18 protein-coding genes and 1 pseudogene are annotated in these 24,883 nt (G+C 41.2%); 13 read left to right on the forward strand and 6 right to left on the reverse strand.

What is annotated here, in order from left to right; translation table 11 throughout:
- Positions 1–1,143: 1,143 nt before the first annotated feature.
- Together LZF95_RS21190 and LZF95_RS21195 are read right to left on the reverse strand one after the other, a co-directional pair.
- Entirely contained in the window at positions 1,144–2,496 is a 1,353-nt protein-coding gene (locus LZF95_RS21190) for a PAS domain-containing sensor histidine kinase (protein ID WP_233757198.1), read from the reverse strand.
- On the reverse strand, positions 2,486–3,874 hold the full coding sequence (locus tag LZF95_RS21195; protein ID WP_233757200.1) for a sigma-54 dependent transcriptional regulator: 1,389 nt from the start codon (positions 3,872–3,874) through the stop codon (positions 2,486–2,488). Before LZF95_RS21195 ends, LZF95_RS21190 begins: the two co-directional genes overlap by 11 nt.
- 329 nt (positions 3,875–4,203) lie before the next feature.
- Between LZF95_RS21195 and LZF95_RS21200 the strand changes: the two genes are divergently transcribed.
- The 5 genes from LZF95_RS21200 to LZF95_RS21220 all read left to right on the forward strand — a co-directional run bounded on the left by LZF95_RS21200 (position 4,204) and on the right by LZF95_RS21220 (position 9,781).
- Positions 4,204–5,451: an efflux RND transporter periplasmic adaptor subunit gene (locus tag LZF95_RS21200; protein WP_233757201.1), complete on the forward strand. Its 1,248-nt coding sequence runs from the start codon at positions 4,204–4,206 to the stop codon at positions 5,449–5,451.
- A gap of 85 nt (positions 5,452–5,536) precedes the next feature.
- The gene (locus LZF95_RS21205; RefSeq protein ID WP_233757203.1) at positions 5,537–5,890 is read left to right on the forward strand and encodes a four helix bundle protein; all 354 of its coding nucleotides are present in this window, start codon (positions 5,537–5,539) and stop codon (positions 5,888–5,890) included.
- 369 nt (positions 5,891–6,259) lie between these two features.
- A complete protein-coding gene (locus LZF95_RS21210) occupies positions 6,260–6,955 on the forward strand; it encodes an ABC transporter ATP-binding protein (RefSeq protein ID WP_233757205.1) in 696 nt (231 codons plus the stop codon).
- A gap of 57 nt (positions 6,956–7,012) precedes the next feature.
- A complete protein-coding gene (locus tag LZF95_RS21215; protein WP_233757207.1) occupies positions 7,013–7,378 on the forward strand; it encodes a four helix bundle protein in 366 nt (121 codons plus the stop codon).
- A gap of 42 nt (positions 7,379–7,420) precedes the next feature.
- Positions 7,421–9,781: an ABC transporter permease gene (locus LZF95_RS21220; RefSeq protein WP_233757208.1), complete on the forward strand. Its 2,361-nt coding sequence runs from the start codon at positions 7,421–7,423 to the stop codon at positions 9,779–9,781.
- Positions 9,782–10,761: 980 nt separating this feature from the next.
- On the opposite strand, the gene LZF95_RS21225 is transcribed toward LZF95_RS21220, so the two are convergent.
- Complete coding sequence (locus LZF95_RS21225; RefSeq protein ID WP_233757210.1) at positions 10,762–11,055, reverse strand: hypothetical protein; 294 nt, start codon at positions 11,053–11,055, stop codon at positions 10,762–10,764.
- A 605-nt stretch (positions 11,056–11,660) separates the two neighbouring features.
- Positions 11,661–12,263, reverse strand: a complete 603-nt coding sequence (locus tag LZF95_RS21230) for a TetR/AcrR family transcriptional regulator (RefSeq protein ID WP_233757212.1) — start codon at positions 12,261–12,263, stop codon at positions 11,661–11,663.
- Positions 12,264–13,034: 771 nt separating this feature from the next.
- Here LZF95_RS21230 and LZF95_RS21235 point away from each other — a divergent pair.
- The 4 genes from LZF95_RS21235 to LZF95_RS21250 all read left to right on the forward strand — a co-directional run bounded on the left by LZF95_RS21235 (position 13,035) and on the right by LZF95_RS21250 (position 19,173).
- Entirely contained in the window at positions 13,035–14,489 is a 1,455-nt protein-coding gene (locus LZF95_RS21235) for an aldehyde dehydrogenase family protein (RefSeq protein WP_233757214.1), read from the forward strand.
- A gap of 74 nt (positions 14,490–14,563) precedes the next feature.
- Complete coding sequence (locus LZF95_RS21240) at positions 14,564–15,694, forward strand: alkene reductase (protein ID WP_233757216.1); 1,131 nt, start codon at positions 14,564–14,566, stop codon at positions 15,692–15,694.
- A 662-nt stretch (positions 15,695–16,356) separates the two neighbouring features.
- The gene (locus tag LZF95_RS21245; RefSeq protein ID WP_233757218.1) at positions 16,357–17,403 is read left to right on the forward strand and encodes an HlyD family secretion protein; all 1,047 of its coding nucleotides are present in this window, start codon (positions 16,357–16,359) and stop codon (positions 17,401–17,403) included.
- A gap of 141 nt (positions 17,404–17,544) precedes the next feature.
- Positions 17,545–19,173, forward strand: a complete 1,629-nt coding sequence (locus tag LZF95_RS21250; RefSeq protein WP_233757219.1) for a hypothetical protein — start codon at positions 17,545–17,547, stop codon at positions 19,171–19,173.
- A gap of 969 nt (positions 19,174–20,142) precedes the next feature.
- On the opposite strand, the gene LZF95_RS21255 is transcribed toward LZF95_RS21250, so the two are convergent.
- Together LZF95_RS21255 and LZF95_RS21260 are read right to left on the reverse strand one after the other, a co-directional pair.
- Positions 20,143–21,006 carry an alpha/beta fold hydrolase gene (locus LZF95_RS21255; protein ID WP_233757220.1) on the reverse strand — a complete coding sequence of 288 codons (864 nt, stop codon included), beginning with the start codon at positions 21,004–21,006 and terminating at the stop codon, positions 20,143–20,145.
- Positions 21,007–21,180: 174 nt separating this feature from the next.
- On the reverse strand, positions 21,181–21,741 hold the full coding sequence (locus LZF95_RS21260) for a TetR/AcrR family transcriptional regulator (protein ID WP_233757221.1): 561 nt from the start codon (positions 21,739–21,741) through the stop codon (positions 21,181–21,183).
- Positions 21,742–21,942: 201 nt separating this feature from the next.
- Here LZF95_RS21260 and LZF95_RS21265 point away from each other — a divergent pair.
- The 4 genes and pseudogenes from LZF95_RS21265 to LZF95_RS21280 form a co-directional block, all read left to right on the forward strand.
- Positions 21,943–22,149, forward strand: a pseudogene (locus tag LZF95_RS21265) (DUF559 domain-containing protein); the annotation flags it as partial.
- Between the two features lie 560 nt (positions 22,150–22,709).
- Complete coding sequence (locus LZF95_RS21270; protein WP_233757223.1) at positions 22,710–23,531, forward strand: oxidoreductase; 822 nt, start codon at positions 22,710–22,712, stop codon at positions 23,529–23,531.
- 106 nt (positions 23,532–23,637) lie between these two features.
- A complete protein-coding gene (locus LZF95_RS21275; protein ID WP_233757224.1) occupies positions 23,638–24,207 on the forward strand; it encodes a Crp/Fnr family transcriptional regulator in 570 nt (189 codons plus the stop codon).
- 307 nt (positions 24,208–24,514) lie between these two features.
- Positions 24,515–24,775, forward strand: a complete 261-nt coding sequence (locus tag LZF95_RS21280) for a group II intron maturase-specific domain-containing protein (RefSeq protein WP_233757226.1) — start codon at positions 24,515–24,517, stop codon at positions 24,773–24,775.
- The last annotated feature ends 108 nt before the right edge of the window (positions 24,776–24,883 follow it).

A 24,883-nucleotide genomic window follows, 5' to 3' on the forward strand; every position in this document is an offset into this window, starting at 1 on the left:
GCAAGTCTGAGCTTATATTATATCCTTGATTGCAGGAGCAGTTATACTTTTGAACTATTCTAGTGGAGAGAAGGGCAGTCTAAAGACTGCAATATTTAGGGTCCAAGTCATGAGACTTGAACCAAGCAGGATTTCGCTCTTTCAAAGCTCCTAGCAGAATTACAAGCTTTATTAGTTCAAGTCTTCGGACTTGGACTAATCATAATGCAATTTCCCGATTGCAAAAGAGGCAAGTTTGAGCTTATATTATATCCTTGATTGCAGGAGCAGTTATACCTTTGAATTATGCTAGTGGAGAGAAGGGCAGTCTAAAGACTGCAATATTTAGGGTCCAAGTCATGAGACTTGAACCAAGCAGGATTTCGCTCTTTCAGAGCTCCTAGCGGAATTACAAGCTTTATTAGTTCAAGTCTTCGGACTTGGACTAATCATAATGCAGTCTCCCGATTGCAAAAGAGGCAAGTCTGAGCTTATATTATATCCTTGATTGCAGGAGCAGTTATACTTTTGAACTATTCTAGTGGAGAGAAGGGCAGTCTAAAGACTGCAATATTTAGGGTCCAAGTCATGAGACTTGAACCAAGCTAATCTAATTATTTCCCATTTTTATCGTAACTTGAATTTTTAGGTTCGAAACAGAATACTATGATAGTTCAAGCAACATGTGAATCCCCAAACTTAAACGAGATAATTCAGGAACTGAAAAATGAATTTTCTGATCGTTATACCTTTAAGATTTTCGGTCTTGGATCTCAAAAAAGCATCTTAGTTCGAAAGTCTGCTTGGGTTGGTGTTCAAATAACAGTGCATGGCAACGAAATCATGATTGACGGGTCATTTCCAAACATTCTTATTTCATCTTTAATGACTTTACTATCGCAAAGTACAATAGCCCCAGTTAGCAAGTGGCACGAACTCGAAAAGAAGATATCGGCCTTCTTGAAGAAAAAGTATATCAAGTAAGAAGGTTCGGACTATTTTATTGAAGGTCCGCCCATGTGAGTGCCTCACTCACATACTACCAAAATGTCGTGAGTGTGACACTCAAGACGGCCAGAAATACAAATCCCGATCAGACCTAAGCTATAGCACTACACTGCGATCTCCGCGTACCTCTCCGTGCCCATTGCTGTTAAAAAACCGTTACCTGAAATTCATCGTAAAGACAGTCCGCTCATTTGGGATGGAAGTCACTTCGAGACTGCCCTTGTGCAGGTTCATGATCTGCCTGGATATGGCCAGCCCAATGCCACTACCGGTCTTTTTGGTAGAATAAAATGGCACAAAAATCCGCTCTAAAGCTTCAGGGATTATTCCCGGGCCAGAGTCTTCTACCTGTATCATCAAGCCTAGATCACCCTGTCCAATGGCAGATAGCCAAATGGTACGGTCAGCCTGATTCTGTAAGGATTCGGAGGCATTTTTCACCAAATTGATCAAGATCATGGTGATCTGATCCGGGTCGCAATGGATATCCAGGTCTCCGGGATGTACCTTAGTCTCAACTTTTACCTCGGCGGTTTTTAAGTCCTCCTTCATCAGGTTTAGCACATTTTCAAACAGCTGCCTGACTGGCATGGTAACTTTCTTCGGAGCCGGAATATTAGTGTAATCCCGGTAGGCGTTTACGAAATTCACCAGCCCTCTGCTGCGATTGGCAATCGTGTCAAGTCCTTCCTGCATGTCCATAAACCCATCTTTTTTGATCAGAATACCCTCTTGCTGTACATAACTATCCTCATCAAGAATAGTACGGAGTGACTCTACCAAACTTGAAATCGGAGTAATGGAATTCATGATTTCATGCCTGAGCACCTTGGTCAGGTTTTGCCAGGCTTCCAGTTCATTTGACTGGAGTTCCGCATTGATGTTTTGGAGTGAGAGCAAGGTCCAGCTTTGTCCACCCATTTTAAGGGAAGTGGATTGTATGATCAGGTGAAGGGAGGGATTTACTTTTTTTGAGATTCGCTGTCCAGGCTTCATTTCCATCACCTCGTTGAGAAGCGTGGGAGAGAGTTTTCCCAAATCAGTGATGTCCCGAAACTGAGGGATCTGAAGCAAGTGCTTTGCGGCGTTGTTGATCACGCCGATTTTCCCGGCATCGTTGAATGAGATGATTCCGGTATTGATATGTTGGATAATGATTTGGAGAAACAGCATCTGCTCTTCCTTCTCAGCCCGGGTTTGTTTGAATACCTCCATTACTTCATTGAAAGAAGTATTTACTTCCCTGAAGGAATTTCCCATTTTGCTGTCGGAAGTGAAGGAGCTTGAAAAATCCGCATATCGGATGGAGTCCAGGAACCGGGCAAGTTTATGGTTGATGGAGTTTACATAGTAGATCATTTCTCCGATCTGTATGAGGGCTATCAAGGCCAAAATAGCAGGAGCCAGCCACAAGTCCTGGCTATAATACAACCATAGCCCTAGGTATAGATTAAGGATGATTCCTATGATTCTTAGGCTTACGCCAAAAGAAAACCGTTTATAAACCATATTTTTCCAATCTGCGATAAAGCGAGGATCTGGTAAGCCCTAGTTCTTCAGCCGCTCTGGTAATGTGTCCGTTGTGTTTTTGTAAGGCTTTGCGGATAAGGATACGTTCCACATCTTCAATATTCAGATGCTCTAAGCTTACCGACTCATCCTGACGCTCAGGCTGAGCCATTTTTTGCAAAAACAGGTCCTCTGGCTGAAGCACATTATGATTTGACATGATCACCGCGCGTTCTATGCTGTGTTGTAGTTCGCGAATATTGCCTGGCCAGTGGTACTTGGTCATCCGTTTTACCAGTGGTTCAGAGGCTTTTCTGATGTCCTTATTGTACTTTTTGGAGTAAAACGCAATGAAATGATCTGCCAAAAGCGGAATGTCTTCCACACGCTCCCTCAACGGTGGAAGTTGGATTTCTATGGTATTGATACGGTAAAGCAAATCTTGCCGGAAACCATTTTCATAGATCATGTTGTGAATTGGCATATTGGTGGCAGAGATCAGCCGGATATTCACGTCCACAGGTCTGTTTGCTCCCACACGTGTTACCTGCCGGTTTTGAAGTGCGGCCAGAAGCTTAGATTGTAGCGCAAGGGGTAGATTTCCTATTTCATCCAAGAAAAGCGTTCCCTTATGCGCCTGCTCAAATCTTCCTGCCCGATCCTCCTTGGCATCTGTAAAGGATCCTTTTTTATGTCCGAAAAGCTCTGATTCAAAAAGCGTCTGGGTGATGGAGCCCAGATCCACGCCTACGAATGCTTCCCTGTTCCTTTTGGAATGACGGTGTATCGCACGGGCTACCAGCTCTTTTCCTGTTCCGTTTTCTCCCAGAATCAGTACGTTGGCATCAGTCACAGCTACCCGCTCTATAGTCTCAAACACCTTCTGCATAGTCTCGCTTTGGCCAATAATGTCCTTGAACTTATTGTCTATGTCCTGCTGCATGGTCTGCTTCTGGTCGCGGAGTAGATCTATCTCCATTTTCTTTTTGCGGAGCTGCAAGGCAGAATTCAATGTCGCGAGCAGGCGCTCGTTTTCCCATGGCTTCAGTACAAAATCAGTGGCCCCCTCCTTGATTGCTTTCACCGCAAGATTCACATCCCCATAGGCAGTGATCAAGACCACCACAGCGGAAGGGTCAAGTTCCAGAATCCTGTCTAGCCAATAGAACCCTTCCTGGCCCGAACTCACATCTTTGGTGAAGTTCATGTCCAGGAGAATCACATCATAGGATTCATTGTGGGTGAGGATGGGGAGTAGATCGGGATTGGTCTCGGTGTCCACTTGGGAAAAATGCCGTTTGAGAAAAATTTTTGCTGCCTTAAGAAGGTCTTCATTGTCATCTACAATAAGAATTTTGCCTGTTCTTTGCTCGCTCATAGTAAAAGGGAATTTAAAAAGCCTGGAAACCTATCCTGCTTGTGTCATGCTCTTGTTCCAAAAGCATACCGAAACGTATGGCATGCTAAATTTGCCAAAAAACGTTTGATTTCGGACAATCTACGCATGTTTTTAAGAATTGTACTTTTGCTATTCGCCAGGTTAGGACTATACGACTTTGAATTATTTTGTTCGCTTGCGGACGATAATGTTCGCGATTCTAGATCGGCCTTAGATCAAAATCAACGAAACTAGCCTGTACAGCCGATTTTTTGCATGGCATACCATTTGGCATATGGGTAGCAGCCCGAAAATGGCATTAACACACAATGGATAGAAAAATAGCTAAGAAAACCTGGACCCCTAAGAGAATTGCCTGGATAACAGGCGGTGTTATTTTAGTCGCCGGGATTGTTTATCAGATTGCATTTGCAGATCACAGATCTACAATGAACGTACAGAGAGACCGCCTGAGCATCGCTACTGTCACCAAGGGGGAATTTACAGACTACATTTTGGTCTCCGGACAGATAGAGCCCGCTCAGACTTTTTTCCTGGATGCGGTAGAAGGTGGGATGGTAGGGGAGATCGTACGGGAATCCGGCGCCTTGGTGGAAGTAGGAGATACTATTCTGGTGATGGCCAATTCCAATTTGCAGCTGGACGTCATGCAACGGGAAACCATGCTGTATGAGCAAATCAACAACCTGCGTCAAACCCGACTTTTTCTGGATCAAAATGACCTGAACCAACAGGGACAGCTTGCTGAAATAGATTATCAGATCAGCTTGTTGGAGCCTCAGTACAAGAGGTTCAAAGAACTTCATGAGAAGAAGCTGGTTTCTGACCGTGAATTTGAAGAGGTGGCAGAGCAATATGAATATAATCTGAAAAGAAGGGAATTGACTTATAAATCCTATAGAAGTGATTCTGTTGCCAGGGCATACCAGTTGGCCCAGCTTCGCCAGTCGGAAGGCAGGATGAATGCTTCTTTGGAGGGAGTAGGCCAGATTTTGGATAACCTGGTGATCAAAGCGCCTATAGCGGGTCAGTTGGCCATGGAGCAGATCGAGGTAGGACAGTCCATCAACTCAGGTGCCCGCTATGGTCAGATAGATGTGCTGGACGAATTCAAGGTACGGGTGCCTATAGATGAATTGTATTTGCCCAGGATAGGTCAGGGCCTACAGGGAAAGTTTACTCTCAGTGGCGTGGACCATGAACTGGAGATCACCAAAATCTTCCCCACCATCACCAACGGTAGATTTGAGGTGGATATGAGATTTACAGGCGAAAGCCCCAAGGGAATCAGAAGAGGACAGAGTGTGAGAATCAGATTGCAGTTGAGTGATAGCGAGCAGAGTTTGCTATTGCCTACGGGAGGATTCTTTAAGGATACCGGAGGAAACTGGGTGTTTGTGATCAATTCCTCAGGCAATGCCGAAAAGAGAAATATCAGACTTGGAAACAAAAACCCTGAATATTATGAAGTCTTGGAAGGATTGGTGGAAGGTGAGAAAGTAATCATCTCCGGCTACGAGAATTTCGGGAAGAATGAGGTGTTGGAGTTGAAGTGACGGGAGACGGGAGACCGAAGACTGAAGACCGAAGAAACTGTGAATTAAATGAGAGTGATAGTAGTCAAATTTAAATTGATTGGAAATGAGTTTCAAATTTGAAAAATTGATCATTTGGCAAAAGGCGATGGATTTAGCTGAAGAAATCCATGAGCTATCCAAAAACTTTCCAAGAGAAGAGATTTATAATTTGACAAGTCAAATTCGCAGAGCTGCTGATTCTATTGCCCTTAATATTGCCGAAGGTTCTATAGGTCAGACAAACCCTGAGCAAGGAAGATTTATTGGCTATTCTTTAAGGTCTTTGGCTGAACTCGTAACCTGTTTACATAAAGCTAAGCGAAGAAAGTACATTGAAGATTCAGTGTTTGATAAATTTTATTCTGAATGTTTCAATCTGATGAATATGATAATAGGGTTTAAAAAAGCTATTAAATAAGCTAGTAAGGCGGAAGATCGAAGACGGGAGACCGAAGAGGTCTTAAAAACAAGATTAAGATATCCAACGTCATTCGGTCTCCGGTCTTCAAACTTAAAATCTATCAATAAGGATGGAGGATCAAGAGGCTTCGGTCTTCGGTCTCCCGTCTTCAGTCTTAAAAAAAATCTATCAATAAGGATGGAGGATCAAGAGGCTTCGGTCTTCGGTCTCCCGTCTTCAGTCTTAAAAAAAATCTATCAATAAGGATGGAGGATCAAGAGGCTTCGGTCTTCGGTCTTCGGTCTTCAGTCTTAAAAAAAATCTATCAATAAGGATGGAGGATCAAGAGGCTTCGGTCTTCGGTCTTCGGTCTTCAAACTCAAAACCATGAACGTAATCAAAACAGTCAATCTCCGCAAAATGTACGCTACCGAAGAGGTAGAGACCACCGCTTTGGACAGCATACAGATCGAAATCAAAAAAGGCGAATTCGTCGCCATCATGGGGCCTTCAGGATGTGGGAAATCCACACTCTTGAATATCCTGGGATTATTGGACAACCCGGATGATGGGGAATACCACTTCCTGGATCATGAAGTGGCAAAGTTCTCTGAGAGACAACGCTCTTCTTTGAGAAAAGGAAATATCGGATTTGTGTTCCAGAGCTTCAACCTGATCGATGAACTTACGGTATTCGAAAATGTGGAGCTCCCACTCCTTTACCTGAAAATCCCTTCAGATGAGCGTAAGACAAGAGTAGAAGAGGTATTGACCCGCATGAATATCATGCACAGAAGAAACCATTTCCCCCAGCAGCTTTCAGGCGGTCAGCAGCAGCGTGTGGCCATCGCCAGAGCCATCGTGGCCAAGCCTTCTGTGATCCTTGCCGATGAACCTACAGGTAACCTGGACTCTACCAATGGTGAAGAGGTAATGCGTCTTCTGGAAGAACTCAATAACGAAGGAACCACGATAGTCATGGTGACCCACTCTCCGCATGACGCGAATTACGCACACCGAATCATCAACTTATTTGATGGTAAAGTGGTGACAGAGAATATCAGGGAGCAGTTTCATGTCTAAAGTTGGAAGTAGGAGGTAGGAGGTTTGGAATAATTTGATCATTGAATACTAAAAATTATGGATTTTAAATTTGAAAAACTTCGAATCTGGCAAACTTCCATGTCGTTTGGTGAAGAGGTTTTTGAGCTATCAAAGGCTTTTCCAAAAGAAGAACTATACAGCCTGACATCTCAAATCCGTAGAGCAGTTGACTCTATTGCATTGAATATAGCTGAAGGTGCTACAGGAAACTCTCAAGCTGAATTCAGAAAATTTATTGGCTATTCTTTACGTTCACCTGCAGAAGTAGTCACATGTCTTCACAAAGCAAAACTTCGAGGATACATTGAAGAAGAGTCTTTCCAAATTAGCCATAAACAGGCTTTTGATTTGATGAATAGTATCGCAGCCTTCAGAAACACCTTAGTATCAACTGCTAAATAACTTCCCACCTCCAAACTTACCTACTTCCAACCCCCACGCACAATGCTCCGCCATCAACTTACCCTCGCGTTCCGCAGCTTTATGAAGTTCAAGAAGATCTTCGCGATCAATCTGTTTGGATTGGCAATAGGTCTTACTACAGTGGTTTTGATCCTGCTGTGGGTGAAGGATGAGCTGAGTATCGGACGGTATCATGAAAGGATAGATCGGATCTATGCAGTGATGACCAATCACGATAACAGCGGTGGAATAGTGACCATAGGAGTGACGCCCGGCGATATGGCAGAAGCAATGAAAGCAGAGTTGTCTCAGGTGGAATTGTCTGCCGGGACCTCTCCGTTTATAGAGGGAGTTTCTTTTGAACAGGGTGATACCAAGTTGTCGGGGGCGGGTTTGTTTGTGGACCAAAGCTATTTTGATATTTTTTCTGTTGATTTTGTGGAAGGAAATCCAAGTCAGGTGATGACCGGGATCAATTCCTTGGCGATTTCTGAGACGATGGCCACAAAGCTCTTTGGTTCACCAAAGGATGCGATTGGTCAATCAGTAAAATGGCAGGTTTACGATTTTCAGAATGAGGTAGAAGTGACAGGGGTTTACAAGGATCTTGGAGCTATGGACATCGATAAGTCTGATTATTTCTTGTCCTTTTCCTATTTCAAACAGATGCTTGGAGACGGCGTACACTGGGGCAATTTCAATGCTTCCACCTATGTGCTGCTCCGCCCGGATACAGATGTGGAAGCTTTCAATGAACAGATTGCAGGCTTCATCAAAGCCAAAGATGAGGGAAGTAACGTGTCAGCTTTTGTTCAGGCATATGGAGATACCTATCTGTACGGTACTTATGAAGATGGGAAAGTAGCGGGAGGAAGGATCAGCTATGTCAAACTTTTTTCAGTGATCGCACTCTTTATTCTGATCATTGCCTGCATCAATTTTATGAATCTGACCACGGCGAGATCGATGAGTAGGGTGAAGGAAATCGGTGTCAAAAAATCCATGGGAGCAAGCCGTGGAGGTTTATTCAGCCAGTTTATGGTCGAGTCGCTTGTGCTCACTTTTTTGGCACTGATACTGGCGGTGGTACTGGTCTATATTTTACAACCCTTTTTCAATCAGGTTACATCCAAGACGCTAAGTTTGGCTTTAGAGCCTGAACTGATCTTGATTTTATTGGCAATAGGGATTGTGACTGGCTTCTTGGCGGGTATTTATCCGGCAGCATACCTATCCAAGTTTAAGCCCTTGGACGTGATGAAATCATCAGTGAAAGGAAGTTTAGGGGAATTGCTGGCCAGAAAGGGACTGGTTGTATTCCAGTTTACAATTTCTCTTTTGCTGATCATTGGAATTTCCGTGATCGGCAAACAGATGTCCTTTATCCAAAACCAAAACCTCGGCTACGACCAGAGTCATCTCCTTCAGATCAACGCCTCTGGGATCCACCCCAATCAGTTGGATTCATTTTTGGCAGAGTTGAGAAATAGCCCGGGAGTACAAGACGCTTCCAGTTTAAGTCATCCATTGGTCGGATTGAGAAGCTCCACGATCGGGCTTACCTGGGAAGGGAAGAATCCCGATGAACAGGTGAAATTCGAAAACATAACCGTCAACATGGGCTTGGTAGAGACTATGGGACTGGAACTGGTCGATGGAAGAGCTTTTTCTCCGGACTTTGGAGAGGAAAAGTCAAAGATAATCTTAAATGAAGCAGCTGTCCGTACGATTGGCTTTGAAAATCCTGTTGGGCAGATTGTAAATCTCTGGGGAGAGGACAAAGAGGTGATCGGTGTGCTCAAGGATTTTAATTTTGAGTCACTGAAAGAGAGCGTCAAACCCGCATTCCTGAAGTATGATCCGGGTTTTGCCGAGAAGGTCATGGTGAGAATCAACTCTGAAAATCAACAGGGGACCATTGCGGGAATTGAGGAGCTTTTTGTGAAGCGAACGGCCCAACCAATGGATTATTCCTTTATGGATGCCGATTATCAGTCGTTGTATGTTTCCGAGCAGCGGGTTTCCAAGCTTGCAAAATACTTCGGTGTGCTGGCGATTTTCTTATCTTGCTTAGGATTGTTTGGATTGGCTGCATTCACTGCTGAAAAGCGTAAGAAGGAAATCGGTGTCCGCAAAGTAATGGGAGCCTCTACTTTCGGAATATTGAAATTGGTGTCCCGGGATTTTGTGCAGCTGATACTGCTTTCCATCGCAATAGCTGTACCGTTGGCTTGGTATTTTGCTGATAATTGGCTGAAAACCTATGCGTACCAGACAAGTCTGAGCTGGTGGATATTTGCAGGCTCTGGAGTATTGCTGGTAAGCATTGCCCTGATTACTGTGGGCACCCAGGCCTATAGTGCCGCTTCTGCAAATCCGGTGGACTCATTGAAAAGTGAATGATTGGTATCAAGTAGCAAGTATCAAGACATCAGTATCAAGATAGGAGAGACCAGGACCAAGGGATAAGAAGTTTGCGTCATTGCTAGACTTAACATCTGGATGCCAACCGCCCCAAATCGGGATGACGTTGTAGCTAGTTCCCAAACACGTCATCGGCAACGACGAAGGAGTGTGGCAATCTCAGTGGGAGTGACTTCACATTAGCGTGGCAAGTGCCTAGACACAGGATAGATTAGAAGAACATAAACTCTGGAGGCTGAAAAGTTATTCGATTAACTTCAAAGATATTTTAGATTTTGACTTTGTCTTTTTCTTAAACCCGGATTATGCATTAGGTTTCGTCATGAGGGCATTAATTGCAATAAAATCAGACTGTTTGGAGAGTTCACCATAGCGACGCTACCGTGAACTCTCCAAACAGCAATGTAATGGCTGATTTTGAAGCAATTAATGGCTGTAATAACTTGTGCGCCGAGGCGTAGAATTGCTAATGCATATTTCGGGTTAAAATAAATAACTGAACCATCGGGAAGGACAATCATTTTGTTTCCCCTCTTTCTGACGAAAAGGGGTTATATCCTAGGTTCCGATGGATCTGCAGTTGCGAGAAATTGTCTTGTGTGCTTAGAATAGAATGGGTTCCGTTTGGATTTACAATGATTCTGGTGTTTTCATTACCAATAATCTGGGAGTGAGTCCCATTGGGATTAACCATCGATTTGGTGTCCCCATGACCATGGACCACCAAATGTGTCCCATCTGATTTACAATCATCGAATGAGTAAACAGTCCAGAACTCAACATCGCGGAAAAAGTATTAGTAAGATCTTCACACTAGCTTTGCCCTACCATAACAAACAGCAATGCCACCAGCAAAATACCTACAATCAATTGTAAATAGCCACTTTGCCATTTTTTTTAATTGATAGTTGAGAACGGGGGATTCCATACACCATAGGTAACATGTTAACCATTGATACTCAATACCGCATTCTCCAGCTTGTAATCAGTCCGTTTTCAACGGTGAATAAAAAATCAGCTTTATTTGTGTATCCACGGCTAGAATATTGTCCTTTCACTACAACCTGGTTTCTGTCAATGATGGCATATTCAGGTTTTTCAACCTTGCCTTGGCGGCTGATGATATCGCTTTCTATCCACTTGGCCGTTTCTTTAGCTGTTTTCATTTTGCCCTCTGCTCCATAAGCTTGGGTTGCGGAAGGTGCAAATTGTGCTCTAATCAGCTTTGCATCTTCGACTTCCATAGCTTCCATTAGCGCTTTTATAGGCTTTAATAGGTTTTCGTCTTGCATAGTTGTTGTATTAGATAGTTGAATTTAGCTTGCTTTTTGAGTATTTGCAACCTATCCGATTTGTGAAGTATCTCCACCTATTCTGCTTTTATCTGTCTAAAAATTGCGTTTGATCTCCTCTGGAAAGCAACCGGAAATATTTTTATTGTTTTAGTTTTAAAGAAAAGTAGGGAAATTCTGAAAGCTGATGGGGGAGTAGAGTTCGATCGGGAGTAAATTACCGCTTAATACAATTTTGGCTCTCTTTCAATTTGTTAAAGAGTTTCACCCCTACTGCTTTCCCAAATTTCAATTGCCTTTGGTGTGAGGGTGAAAAATGGATTTTAGCATGGTCAACTTGTGCTTTTCCTCTATCTATTTACCATCAAAAAGCTCGGTCAACTTTTATCATCCTTCCGGGCTTAAATCCGGAGAATGGTTTAATCTCACAATCGCCTTTCCCCAAATGCCTACCCCGCAGTATTGCGGGGAGCCTGTCCCAAGAACGGAGAGAAACGGGAAGGAGGAAAGAATGAGGTGGCACAGCCAACTTTTAAAGTTAAAACGGTCTCTCTTTGAGAACATATTTAGTTCGGCTGTAAACCAAACAATTGTCGTGTGGTATTCATAGCTAATTCAAAAGGTTTAGTGTTTTTAATAATTTTGACCATTACGCTTGCTCCTAACCATAAATGAAAAGCACTCTCTGCAGTAGTAGTGGAATCACTGGATATCTTAAGAGAACCGTCCTCACTAGCTGCTTCAATTGCTGCAGATAATCGTTTAATGATCTCAGAGGTACCTATTTGAAGAGATTGTCTCATTGCCTCAGATAAATCCGACACATCAGCGGCCACTTTTACAACCAGACATTTTCCTTGACATTCAAGAAATGCTTGTCTTTCTTGCCAGCGTTCAAAGAATTTCATCAGACGATCGACAATACTAAGCTCATTTTGGTTAAAGATCATATCCATTTCAGCTAGATATTCTTCGAAATAATCATCTAAGACTTCTTTTCCAAAGAAATCCTTGGACTCGAAGTAATGGTAAAATGATCCTTTTGGAACATTGGCAGCCTTTAAGATTTCGTTCAGTCCAACAGCGGAAAATCCTTTTTGGGATATTATATCACGTCCCACGGTCAGTATATTTTCGCGAACATTCACGGCTTCATTTTTATTTTTCATGCGTGCAAAGTTAATAAAAAAATAGACTAGTCGGCTATAATTATATCAGTGATTGAATCTACAGGTTCTAAATGGGTTATAGGGGGCGGCACATAAACTGATAAAGTGATGATTTGGTTTTGCTAGATGAAGAGTACACAGATTTTCGGGATGGCTTTGGGATTGGAAAAGCCTTGGTACATTACAAAGATTGATATGGCTAAGCCAGAGCCTGGCGGGCAGGGATAGCTCGATATTTTTCCTTCATGCCTGAGTCCCACGGGTTCAGACTTCAGAAGGAAGCACCCGAATGGTCATTGTCTCCTGGGTTCGTCCAGCAGTCGGGTTGCTGTTTGAAGCATTCAGTATGCTATTGATCGAGTCGAAAATGCCTGTAAGTAAAGCGGCAGATATCATGGATGTGTATCCTCAGTGTATATGGAATGTGTTTTCCTACTGGATTGAAAGGCTCATCAAAACGATTGCCAGTGTTGGATCACTGTTTTCGGAATTGACGAGACCTCCTAAAAAAAGGCATAGCTACCTCTTGTAGCAGCAGCTAGGGATGAAAGAAGAGTGATCTACGCTGTCCTAGTGGTTTGACTGAAATTGAAATGTTAAAATTTGTTAAATATAATATAAATTTCTGAATACAAAAAAAATCCGTATAAATTTGCACCAACAAAATACTAGACGACCGGTCTAATATTGTCACGGTGAAAATCACGGTGATACAAACAAATCTCTGATTCGGATATGCGCAATTTGAATTGGAAATAAATTAAAAACACTATGAAAGTGGATGTAACAAAAAAATCGGCTACCAATATTTTTGATGGCCCTTATTACTTAAACATTGATGGGCAGTTAGTCCAAACAGCTGAAAGCTTTGGTGTTGAAAATCCAGCAACAGGAGAAGTCTTTGCTCAAGCTCCATCAGCAAGTCCCGAGCAATTGGAAAAAGCAATTAGCGCAGCTAAAACCGCTTTTAAGAGTTGGTCAAAATTTAGTTATGACGAGCGTGAGCAATACTTAAAAGCCTATGCCGCTGAATTGGATGCTCACCGTGACGAGCTTGCAAGATTGCTAACGCTGGAACAGGGAAAACCTTTTGCTACCGAAGCGGTGCCTGAGGTCGATCAAGCAATCAGATACATACGTGAAATTGCTGAAAGACGTATTCCTGTGGAAATCGTAGAGGAAAACGAAAGCCATATCGTTGAACTTCATCACACTCCCCTAGGAGTCGTTGGAGCTATAACTCCATGGAATTTTCCGGTTCTCCTAACTTTATGGAAAGTCGCTCCTGCACTTATAACGGGAAATACAATGGTTGTTAAGCCTTCTCCTTTTACACCACTTACACTTTTACGTGCAGGCCAGATTGCACAATCTGTATTGCCTGCAGGTGTACTCTCAATAATTACGGGAGGTAATGAACTAGGCCCTCAAATGACGGAACATCCGGATCTTGCTAAGATTAGTTTTACCGGCTCTACCGAGACAGGTAAGCACGTAATTCGCTCTGCTGCATCGACCGTTAAGCGTTTGACCTTGGAAATGGGAGGAAATGATGCGGCTATAGTATTACCGGATGCGGACTGGAAAACTATTGTTCCTCAGCTATTTTGGGGTGCAGTAGGAAATTTGGGACAATGGTGTGTCGGAATAAAACGTCTCTATGTGCATAGCTCTTTCCGTAAAGAGTTCGTAGCTGAATTTGTTGACTACGCAAAAAAACAAAAGCTTGGTAATGGAATGGACGCTGACGTAGTTCTCGGACCGGTACAGAATAAGATGCAATATGAAAAGGTTAAGACCTTTTTAGCAGACATTAAAGCTAATGGTCAAAATATTGTTTTGGGAGGTGACGTAGATGACAATCAGCCAGGTTATTTCATCCCTGTTACAGTAGTGGATAATCCATCCGAACAATCCAAAATTGTTCAGGAAGAGCAGTTCGGCCCTATTGTTCCTATAATTGAGTATGATGACGTAGATGATGTGATAAATCGAGCTAACAATAGTCCGTTTGGTCTTGGCGGCTCGGTTTGGGGACAAAATACGAAAGCTGCGGTAGAAGTAGCCAATCAGCTTGAAACAGGAATGGTTTGGGTTAATGAGATACACACCCAGGGAGTGGATATTCCATTTGGAGGACACAAACAATCTGGTTTGGGTACTGAGCAAGGTCATGAGGGAAGGCTTTTATTTACTAACCCTAAGACTGTATTAATTAAAAAATAAGTATATAAACGGCTCTTAAATAAAAACTTAAGAGCCGTTTGTATATAATCTTTCATAAAAAAAGACTTATATATATGGAATATTCTTCTTTATTCACCCAAACTGAATTGGGGAAACGTATTTTAAGAAACCGTATTGTTCTGCCACCTTTGACTCGACAGCGGAGTGGTCAGCCGGGAGACGTGGCGACGGACCTAATGGCTAAATATTATCAGCAACGGGCATCTGCTGGATTTATAATTAGTGAAGGTACACAAATTGAACCACGAGGAAAAGGGTATTCCTGGACCCCCGGGATTTATTCGGAAAAACAAATAGCAGGCTGGAAAAAGGTGACTGATGCCGTGCATGAAAGAGATGGGATAATATTTGCTCAACTTTGGCATGTGGGTCGTGTATCCCATAAGTCACTGCAACCCAATGGAGAAGCTCCTGTAGCACCTTCTGCCATTAAAGTGCAAAAAGTCAAAGCATTCATTGAAACTTCACCAGGTGTTGGTGAATTAGCAGAACCGTCCGCACCTAGGCAATTGACGGTTAAAGAGATAAAAGAAATAGTTGAGCTCTATGCCCAAGCTGCACGCAATGCTTTGGCGGCAGGTTTTGATGGCGTTGAAATTCATTGTGCCAATGGTTATCTCGTTAACCAATTTATATCCACTCACTCCAATACTAGAGAAGATCAATATGGAGGTTCATTGCAGAACAGACTACGCTTCTTGCGAGAGATCATAGAGGCTGTCGCTAAAGTAACGGGGCCAGAACGTCTTGGAGTACGTTTTACACCATTGTTTACGAGCACCGATCAGGATCGTATTTATATCGGCCTGGTGGAAGAGAATCCACATGAGACTTACATAGAAGCGGTGAAAATACTTGAAGAAGCTGGTATTGCTTATGTTTCGATTGCTGAAGCAGACTGGGAGAATGCTCCTGAATTACCAAAATCTTTCCGACTGGCTTTACGGGAAACTTTTAGTGGTAAGATCATTTATGCAGGACGTTATACACCAGAAAAAGGAGAGAAACTTATCAAAGCAAATTTGGCAGATCTTATAGCGTTTGGGAGACCGTATATTGCCAATCCCGATCTACCAGAGCGCATTGCCAATGGTTGGCCTATGAACGAGCTTGATGCTAAAACATTATACGGTGGAAATGAATTGGGATATACTGATTATCCTTGTTATCAGGAGAATAAATAGGGCTTGCTGAAAAATCTCAGCCATGCCAGGCCTGGCATGGCTGAGGCTAGCTTGAAAATCTCGATTTTGAGATTTTCTGATGTATGGATAAAGGTATATTGTGGTCAATAAGCTTGCACTTGCTGAAAAACCGCTCGCATAAAAAATGGCTTAATCATTCAAAATGAAGGCTTTTGATCTATTACTGGCGTTGTTCAGCAGGCTCTAAATAGAACTATAGGATAAAGTAAAGCGAATTGCTTCTTTGGGCTTTTCCCTGCTTTATTTAATAAGTATAGTAGTTGAGAGAATCAAAAGCACTCTGTTAACTTCACTCTGATTTTATAAAAAAATAAATTATGAATATGATATTTAGCGCCTGCAAATATCAGTTCACGGTGTTGTGTTTATTATTGATGAGCGTTAGCTTAAAATCACAAGCTATGGATTAAAAGTTTAAAAAAGCAGTCAAAAAGTAAAAATTGTGGAAGAAGCTATTAATCAGGCAAAGGAAAACTATAGAATTGTAAGTGTAAAATATGTGAATAAATTAAGCTTAATCACTGAATTAATTGATTCTGATAACGCCTATCTTCAGCACAATCCCATCTTATTTCCATAAAAATCAACAGACAACTTAAATATTACCAACTCCATTATACAATTGGAAACTTATAGAGGCTATGGTAAAGAAACAATTAACAGAAAAGGAAAAGAGAATCAACAAAACGATTACTTTATTGGCCTGGATCCTTATTATCAGTGGGATCACGGGGATGCTAAGCTTCTATCTCTTTTCAAGAGAAAATGTGACAACCAACGATGCGCAGATCGAACAATATATTACACCTGTTTCAAGTAAAGTTTCAGGATTTATTAAAAATATCAAGTTTGAGGATAATCAATTTGTACGTAAAGGAGATACTTTGATTGTTATCGATAATCGTGAATTTGTCAACCGGGTAAAAATGGCTATAGCTAATTTAAATGCGAATACCCAACATCTCAACACAATTGAAAGTGGAGTCAACACAAAGGAAAACGAAACCAAAATCCTCGATGCTAAAATTGCTTCTGCGAAAATTGACATCAGTAGAAATGAACAGGATTTCAAAAGATATAAAAATCTGGTTTCTGAAGATGCGGCAACTGAGCAGCAATTTGAAAACGTAAAAGCTTCTTATGAACAGGCAAAAGCTAGTCTTTTAGCTTTAGAACAACAAAAAAATGCAATGATAGCAAGTGTGAATGAACAGGAAACAAGAGTTGCTCCTGTAAAAAGCCAGATTCAACAAAGTGCTGCGAATTTGGATAACGCTAAACTTTTTCTCTCTTACACGGTCGTTAAAGCGCCTTACGACGGTTGGGTGGGTAAGAAAACCATTCAGGAAGGCCAGTTGATTAAAGAAGGTCAGACGCTAGTTCATATTGTAAGTAAAGAAAAATGGATTACAGCAAATTACAAAGAAACTCAACTGGGTAAAATCAATCGCAATAAAGAGGTTATCATCACCGCCGATGCTTATCCTGATATACAATTCAAAGGAAAAATTGTTTCCGTTTCCCCGGCTTCAGGTTCCCAGTTTTCATTAGTGAAACCAGATAATGCGACAGGAAATTTCGTAAAAATCGAACAAAGATTCCCTGTAAGAATTATTCTCGATAAAAACCAAAACGACGAAAAATTACTTGCAGGAATGAATGTTTTGGTAAGTGCGAAAAAGTTATAGAGTTTTAGAATTGCACAGCTTTAGAATAAAATATTTAGCGTAATAATTTCAAATTACCTCATTTTCAAATTAAATTATTTTTAGCTAATAAAGCAAAGTTTTTTTGGCAAATGAGTTATAAGAATTTTGTACATAGTAGTTATGCAAAACAATTCAATTTATTATAAATGGGTGCCACAATGGCTGAAACTGCCGCTTCTTATTCTTGGGCTGTTTCCCCATCTGATGTTGTTTTCGCTTTTGCACTCCAATATCGCCTTCACCTCTTCTTTTATGGATGTAGATTCTGACGATATCCAATACACTATGATTTTGATGTACGGGACGTTTGTGACTACTCTTCTAGTGATGCAAAGGTTTATGGCGTATTTCAGTGTAAAATATTATATCTTGCTGATGTCTTCGGCTTCCATACTTATTCTTTACGGTCTCTCGGAAACCAGCGATTATCATATTATTTTAGTCTTTCGCTTTCTGGAAGGTATTTTCGGAGTGATGCAAGGTGCTATTTTGATACCATTAATTGTAGCCGAACTCAAAACAAAACATGCTAAAGAAATTGCCTATACATTTTTATACACGATTATCCTGACGGGGGGAACTATAACAACCTCTCTCTTGAAGACCAGCATTGAAGATTACGACTTTAAGCATATGATTTTAACAATGGCCTATTTTCATGTATTTGTTTTAATTATTGCCATTTCGATTTTTAATAAAAACAGATTTTTTCCTAGAAAACCACTCTATCAGATGGATATTACAAGTTGGTTTTTGCTTTGGGTCTGTCTTCAGTCGGGTGGTTATGCTCTGATTTATGGGAAAAGACTCATGTGGTTTGAATCCGATATTATCATTCTTTGTTTTTTAGTATTTCTGTTTTTTGGAGGATTATTTATGTTAAAACAGAGAAATCAACCACGCCCGTTTTTTCATTTTGAGGTTTTCCGTTCAAAAAATTTGATTGCCGGTGTCATTCTTTTTTTTATTTTCTATATCCTGAGAGCGTCCATTAATAATGTGTACAGCGTAATGGCAACCGTTTGGAAATGGCCTTGGGATTATATCGTTGAAATCCAATACTGGAATGTCGCTGGAAGCCTTTTTGGGGTTCTTCTTTCAGTCCTTTGTATCATAAAAAGAGTTCCTGCAAGATTTGTTTTTTTTACCGGATTTATGATTCTAGCCATTGACAGCGCGTGGTTTACCTATACCTTCTATCCAGATACAACACTTCAAATAATTGGCCCACCGTTATTTCTTCAGGGAGTAGGGCAGGGATTACTGTTTACACCTCTTGCCTTTTTCTTAATTGCAGGAATGCCGGACCAGTACGTTTCCAATGCAAACGCAGTCGGGATGGCAACAAGATTTTGGACAACTGCGATTGGTTATGCTTTGATGCAAAATTTAATGTTGTTCTTAACGTTAAAACATTCGGATACATTAAGTTCCAATTTTATAGATACCAATCCTGTTTTCTATTCTCAATGGAGCCAGATTTTAGGAGCTAATATTTCAAAAATTCCTGTTAATGAGTCTTTATCAATGACAGCAGGAGTTTTTAAAGAAAAAATAAACACACAGGCAATCCTTCTTGCCAATATGGAAATTTTCACTGGATTATTTTGGCTGGCCTTACTTACAACCGTTATAATTTCACTGTATCATCCGGTGAGAAATACGGTGAGAAATATGGATGTCATCCCGACTTTTGTATTAAAAATAGTACTATTAATTCGGTATAAAAATAGGTCTAGGTCATTATAGATTGCCATTTAGAGATGTTTGATTAATTTGGTCTAAGCATGCCAGGAATTTAGGTCAGGCTTAGTCACTTTGAAAAAACGTTTAAAGTAGGTTAGTTTTTATTCATTTATCCAAATTCCTTTCCTCAGAGATTCACCGCTGAGGTTTATTCTGTGAGAGGAGTAGCCTATCCCCCCCATAGTGGTGCTGAAAAGTGAATCTGGAGTGGCTTCCTGAACCGTTGTGGTTCTCAAAATATCGTGTCATGACCTCATATCTGTCGTTATTTAGGGTTTGCCGAAAAAGTCTCAGCTATGCCAGCTTCAAGGCGGCCGAGTGAAGATGTATGCTTATACTTCGAATGAGGTCCACACAGAAGATGGTATGACTGAGGCTAGCCTGAAAATTCCGGTTTTTGTCTTTTTTGGGTGCATGGGTATAGACCTATTGTAGTAAAAAAGCTTGCACTTGCTGAAAAACCTTTCGGATGAAAAAAGGGCTAATCAGTCATAATGATAGCCTTTAATCTTTTTTGGCGTTTTTCAGCACGCCCTATTTAGGGTTGTTTTTGACCAGAAAAACTCTCTGGGTTCGTGCCCGTTCAAACTGAGGAGTTCCTCTGCTTGATAATCAGTTGCCAAAAGCCAGGATATATATTGGTTGGCTGTATTGCAGGATATACCCAAGGTTCCGGCAATCTTCCTGTTGCTGGGCCGTCTCTGTGTAAACTAAAAATCTGTTTTATATCCATAGGATCTCAAGTACATTGGCCCTATCGTTTTCTGTTTAAAACGGTAGGGGAATTATTTGCTTGATCTTTCAAAGTAAACAGGGAGGGACGATGGCGTAAATCGAACCGAAATAAGCCAAGTTCATCGGCACAAATCGAACCATTATATCCATTTTGCTCAAAAAAAATCAGCAGTAGGTTTTGAATGGTTTCATTACCTACTGCCGATTTTTAATAAGAAAGATAAGTCTTTAATTAGTTTACTTTTTCTGTGCTTTCATGAAAGTCCGGATTTTTTCTATTATAGCTTCTCCTTCTTCTTCCATGGCAAAGTGCCCTGTGTCGTAGATGTTATAATCGATATTTTTAACATCTTTCTTAAACGCTGCTGCACCACTTTCAGGGAAGTACACATCGTTTTTACCCCAAACAACCAACAGTGGAGGCTGATTATCACGAAGATATTTTTGCCATATGGGGTATAGCTTGACATTATTTTGGTAGTCATACCAAAGGTCAAGATTTATCTGGTGAGCATTGGGACGTGACATTCTCAGATAGTCCAGGTGCCATGTGTCAGGATTTACATTTTCTTCGTTTCTAGTACCATGGGTGTATTCATTTTTCAGACCTTCCAAAGAAAATGCGGGTAATAGTACAGATTCTGTTTTCTCGTTCCTGTCTGCCCATAGTTCTCTGATGAGTTTCCATCCTTCACCAAGACCTTCTTCATAAGCATTTCCGTTTTGGGTAATAATAGCAGTAACTCTCTCAGGATGCTTAGTAGCAATTCTAAAACCTACAGGAGCTCCATAATCCTGCATTACGATTGCATAAGAACTCAATCGTTTTTTCTCCAAAAATGCATCTATAGTATTGGCTAAATTATCAAAAGTATATTCATATTGCTCTGGTGTAGGAAAGTCACTATCCCCAAAGCCAGGATAATCGGGAGCTACCAAATGGAAGTCGTTGGACAATTGGTCAAGGACTTTTCTGTATTGGTGCGAAGAGGCTGGGTAGCCGTGCAACAATACAAGTGTTGGTTTTTCCGGGTTTCCTGCTTCCCGGTAAGCGATATTAATACCATTTACCGCTAGTTTTCTGAATTTTGTCGTTTTCATATCTACATTGTTTGTTGAATAATCATTTGTTTCTGGTGAGCCTTTGTCTGTGTTTTTACAACTGGATAGCAACAGGCTTAATGCGAAAAGGGCAATTGTTACGTGTTTCATAATGTTTTTTTTTAATGATCATTTATTTACCGAACGATCGGTAATTTTTTTGTTTAAATTTTTTTAGGTGATGTACCTCTCTTCAATATTTTTCAGAGCATTTTCGAAAATAGTTTTATCCTTCATTATCCTAGAGAGAACCAAACTTCCCTGGATGTCTATCATATTTTGAATAGCCAATTGTTCTGCTTTTTCAAGGGATAGATGAAATGCCAACCCAATGTTTACAAAGGCATTAATCCATTGTTGAATACCTTCTTGAAGATTATTCTCAAAAAGTTGTAGCCCCTTATCCATAGATAATGTTCTGAAAACACACATCTGATTTCCTCCCTCGTAAAGCAGTCTAATCTGCTCTAATCCTAGTTTTAACCGGATAATCGGATCATGTTTTTCATCTGACAGTGCCGAAAACACATTGTTTTTGACCCATTGATCAAAATGCAACAGGACAGATTCCGCCATTTCCTGCTTTCCATTAGGAAACCGGTGATAAAGGCTTGCTTTCTTTAGCCCTGTTTCTACTGATAGTTCCTGTAAACTAGCTCCTTCATAACCCAGTGATCGGAATACTTTGGCCAAACCATTCATCAAATCACCATCTAATACTTTCTGTGGTCTCATGATGCAAAGGTAGTAATAATTTTTAATTTACCAAACGTTCGGTAAAATTATTTTTTAACGCCTAGGATGATCTATAATGGGTAATTGAAAACTAATTTTGGGAAAGTATCCAATTTAGTTTCATGAACAGCAATCAGATTTTTGAGATGACACTAGGTCTAGAGAAGCCATGGCGGGTAAAGGGGGCATTTCTACTGCCAGGAGATGCGGCCGGTGATAGAGCTCGATGGCGAAGTCCAAAATGACGATGACCAGCGGGAGCATGACATCAACAGAGATGCGGACATAAAGGAGTACGCTATCCACACGTTGAGATTTAAGAACGAAGAGATATTGAATGAGTTACCCAACATACAGGAATGGGTACGAAGCTATATATCAAATCTAAATCAGAATACTGATTGCTAGGCAGGGGAGTCAGTTGTTTCTACGACACCATCTCACCTTGTCTGGAACACATGCGTTTTATTTTAGCAGCGTCAAACTCCCTTTCCTAAAGAGCCTGTCCCGATATTTCAACCCAAGAACGAAATGATTCGGAACAGAAGCGTGGGGTGAGGTAGAAAACCCATCCGGCTTAAATCCTGAAACCTTCAATCACCTTTTGATACTGAAATCAAATGGTAGCACTGCACATACCCCTCTCATTCAGAGGAGTATTCAATCACCTATGAAATGAACTGTCATTAAAAATGAGGTTTTATGGTGGTTAGCCACCCATTTATCGATAGATAATCGCCACATTGTGGCAGAGACAAACAAGTTAGTGGCAATGGCAGGACGACCCAACCGACAGCAGACACCCGACCAATTGACACAGAAAAAATAAAAAAGCCGACCGCACAGGAAATTTTAAAAGACAAGAGAACCAGGTACACCCATCCAAAACTCACTTTTTGCCAAATGACAAATAATTCCATTTTTATTGAGACAGCTTTGCATCATTAATACTTTAAAAAAATAGAATAATGGCAAAGACAGTTTTAGTAACAGGCGCTTCGGCAGGAATTGGAAGAGCAACAGCAATTTATTTGGCACAAAACGGCTACAACGTTTACGGTGCAGCACGCAGAACAGAGAAAATGCAAGACTTAAAAACACACGGCATAAAACCAATTTCTTTGGACGTTACCAAAGAAGAAAGCCTTGTCGCTTGTATTGAACAAATTTTGAAAGAAGCAGGAAGCATAGACATTTTGATCAACAATGCAGGTTCCGGTTATTACGGCGCATTGGAAGATATGCCCATGTCTGACGCAAAATATCAGTTGGAAGTAAACGTTTTTGGTGTGGCACGTTTGATCCAATTGGCCTTGCCCACTATGCGAAAAAACAACTACGGTAAAATCGTAAACATTTCATCGATTGGCGGCAAAGTAACCTTGCCCATGGGCGTATGGTATCACGCAAGCAAATTTGCTATAGAAGGATTGAGTGATGCGCTTCGCAAAGAAGTAAAGCAGTTCGGAATTGACGTAATAGTAATTGAGCCGGGGGGCACAAAATCAGAAATGACGGGACTTGGAACTGAATATATGTCAAGAGTTTCGGGCAATACCGCATACAGCGCGTTGGCAAAAGGGGTAATCAACATGTATGCAGCAGTAGAAAAAGATGCTGCCGACCCGATTGTCATTGCTAAATTGATCAAACAAGGCATTGAAGCAACTCATCCGAAAACAAGATATGTTGGTGCTTCAGGGGCAAAAATGATGTTGTTTTTCAGAAAAATCCTTTCCGATAAACTATTTGACAAACTGATCATGAGCCAGATGAAATCGAGCATGTAGCCAGCTTCACACGGAGGAATGATTAGCTGTGATGCGACCTGCCTGCCGCAGGCAGGGATTCCATGTGGCAATAAAAAATCAAATTATAATCGCATGAAATAAAACCATGGAAGCACTTATCAATTATTTATTGCAATTCGGAAATTTGAACAAACAGCAAATTGACTTCATTTCAAGCAAGTCAACGGAATTAGCACTTCGCAAAGAAGACTATTTTTCAGAAGCAGGCAAAATTGCAAAACAAGTTGGGTTCATTGTGGACGGCATTCTTCGGGTTTGCTATTACAGCAACAAAGGCGAAGAAATTACCACGTATTTTATAGACGAAAACAATTTTGTTGTGGACTTGGACAGTTTTGATAACAAAATTCCATCTTCAGGATATGTGCAAGCCGTTACGGACTGCAAACTAATTGTGTTTACCAAACAAAATTGGGAAGAAATAGCCAATACCATTGTTGGTTGGGAAAGTATTGTAAACAAAATCGTCAAAAAATCCTTGATCCAAAAGATAGAGAGAAGAAGTCCCTTGGTTTCGGAAGATGCCACAACTCGCTACTTGGCGTTTATAGAGAAATACCCGAAACTTGTCAATCGAATTCCGCTATCCTATTTGGCTTCCTACTTGGGGGTTACACAGTCTTCGTTGAGCAGAATCAGGAAAAATATCTGTTAGCTTCCTTTCCCCTTTTTTATTTATTCAGCAGACACGGCTGACAGCTAACGACTGAGAGCCACAGCCACTCACACGCGTTTTGCGTCAGGCGGGGTGACGTGCAAACTTTGAGCTTTGTGCTCCCAAATCGGCCACTGCGCCATGGTGTGCTGTGAATGACCGGCAATTATAGGTTGGTCAGTTACCCGAAGGGCCTACCTTCAGGCCAATAATCAAGAAAGGCAATAGAGATACAGGGATTTTCTTAGGGGTTGACTGCCAAATGAGTATGAAGTCACGCAGCCGCATCATTGAAACCTGGAGGCAAATGGACTTTCACAGAGAAAGCACATGGGCACTGCAGGACATAGCTAAAATGATTAACACCCAATCAAAGGGCTTGGTCAATTATTTTGGCAAGATGGGGACACGGATGTTGGAGAAATTGTTCCGACATTGGGACTATCGCATAGCAAAGTGGATAAAGAACAAGCTTAAGAGATTACGAAGTTACCCAAAAAGCATTCGATTGGTTGCGAGACATCAGGTAGAGCTACCCCAACCTGTTTGTACATTGGTCAATGAGTAAAATCTGAATGATTGTATGTCAGGAGCCATGTGAGTGGAGAGGCTCATGTACGGTTCTGTGAGAGGCTTGCGCTGAAATGCGCTTGTACTTGACCCGAGAACCGTTGGC

Source organism: Algoriphagus sp. AGSA1 (assembly GCF_021390545.1).
GTDB lineage: Bacteria > Bacteroidota > Bacteroidia > Cytophagales > Cyclobacteriaceae > Algoriphagus.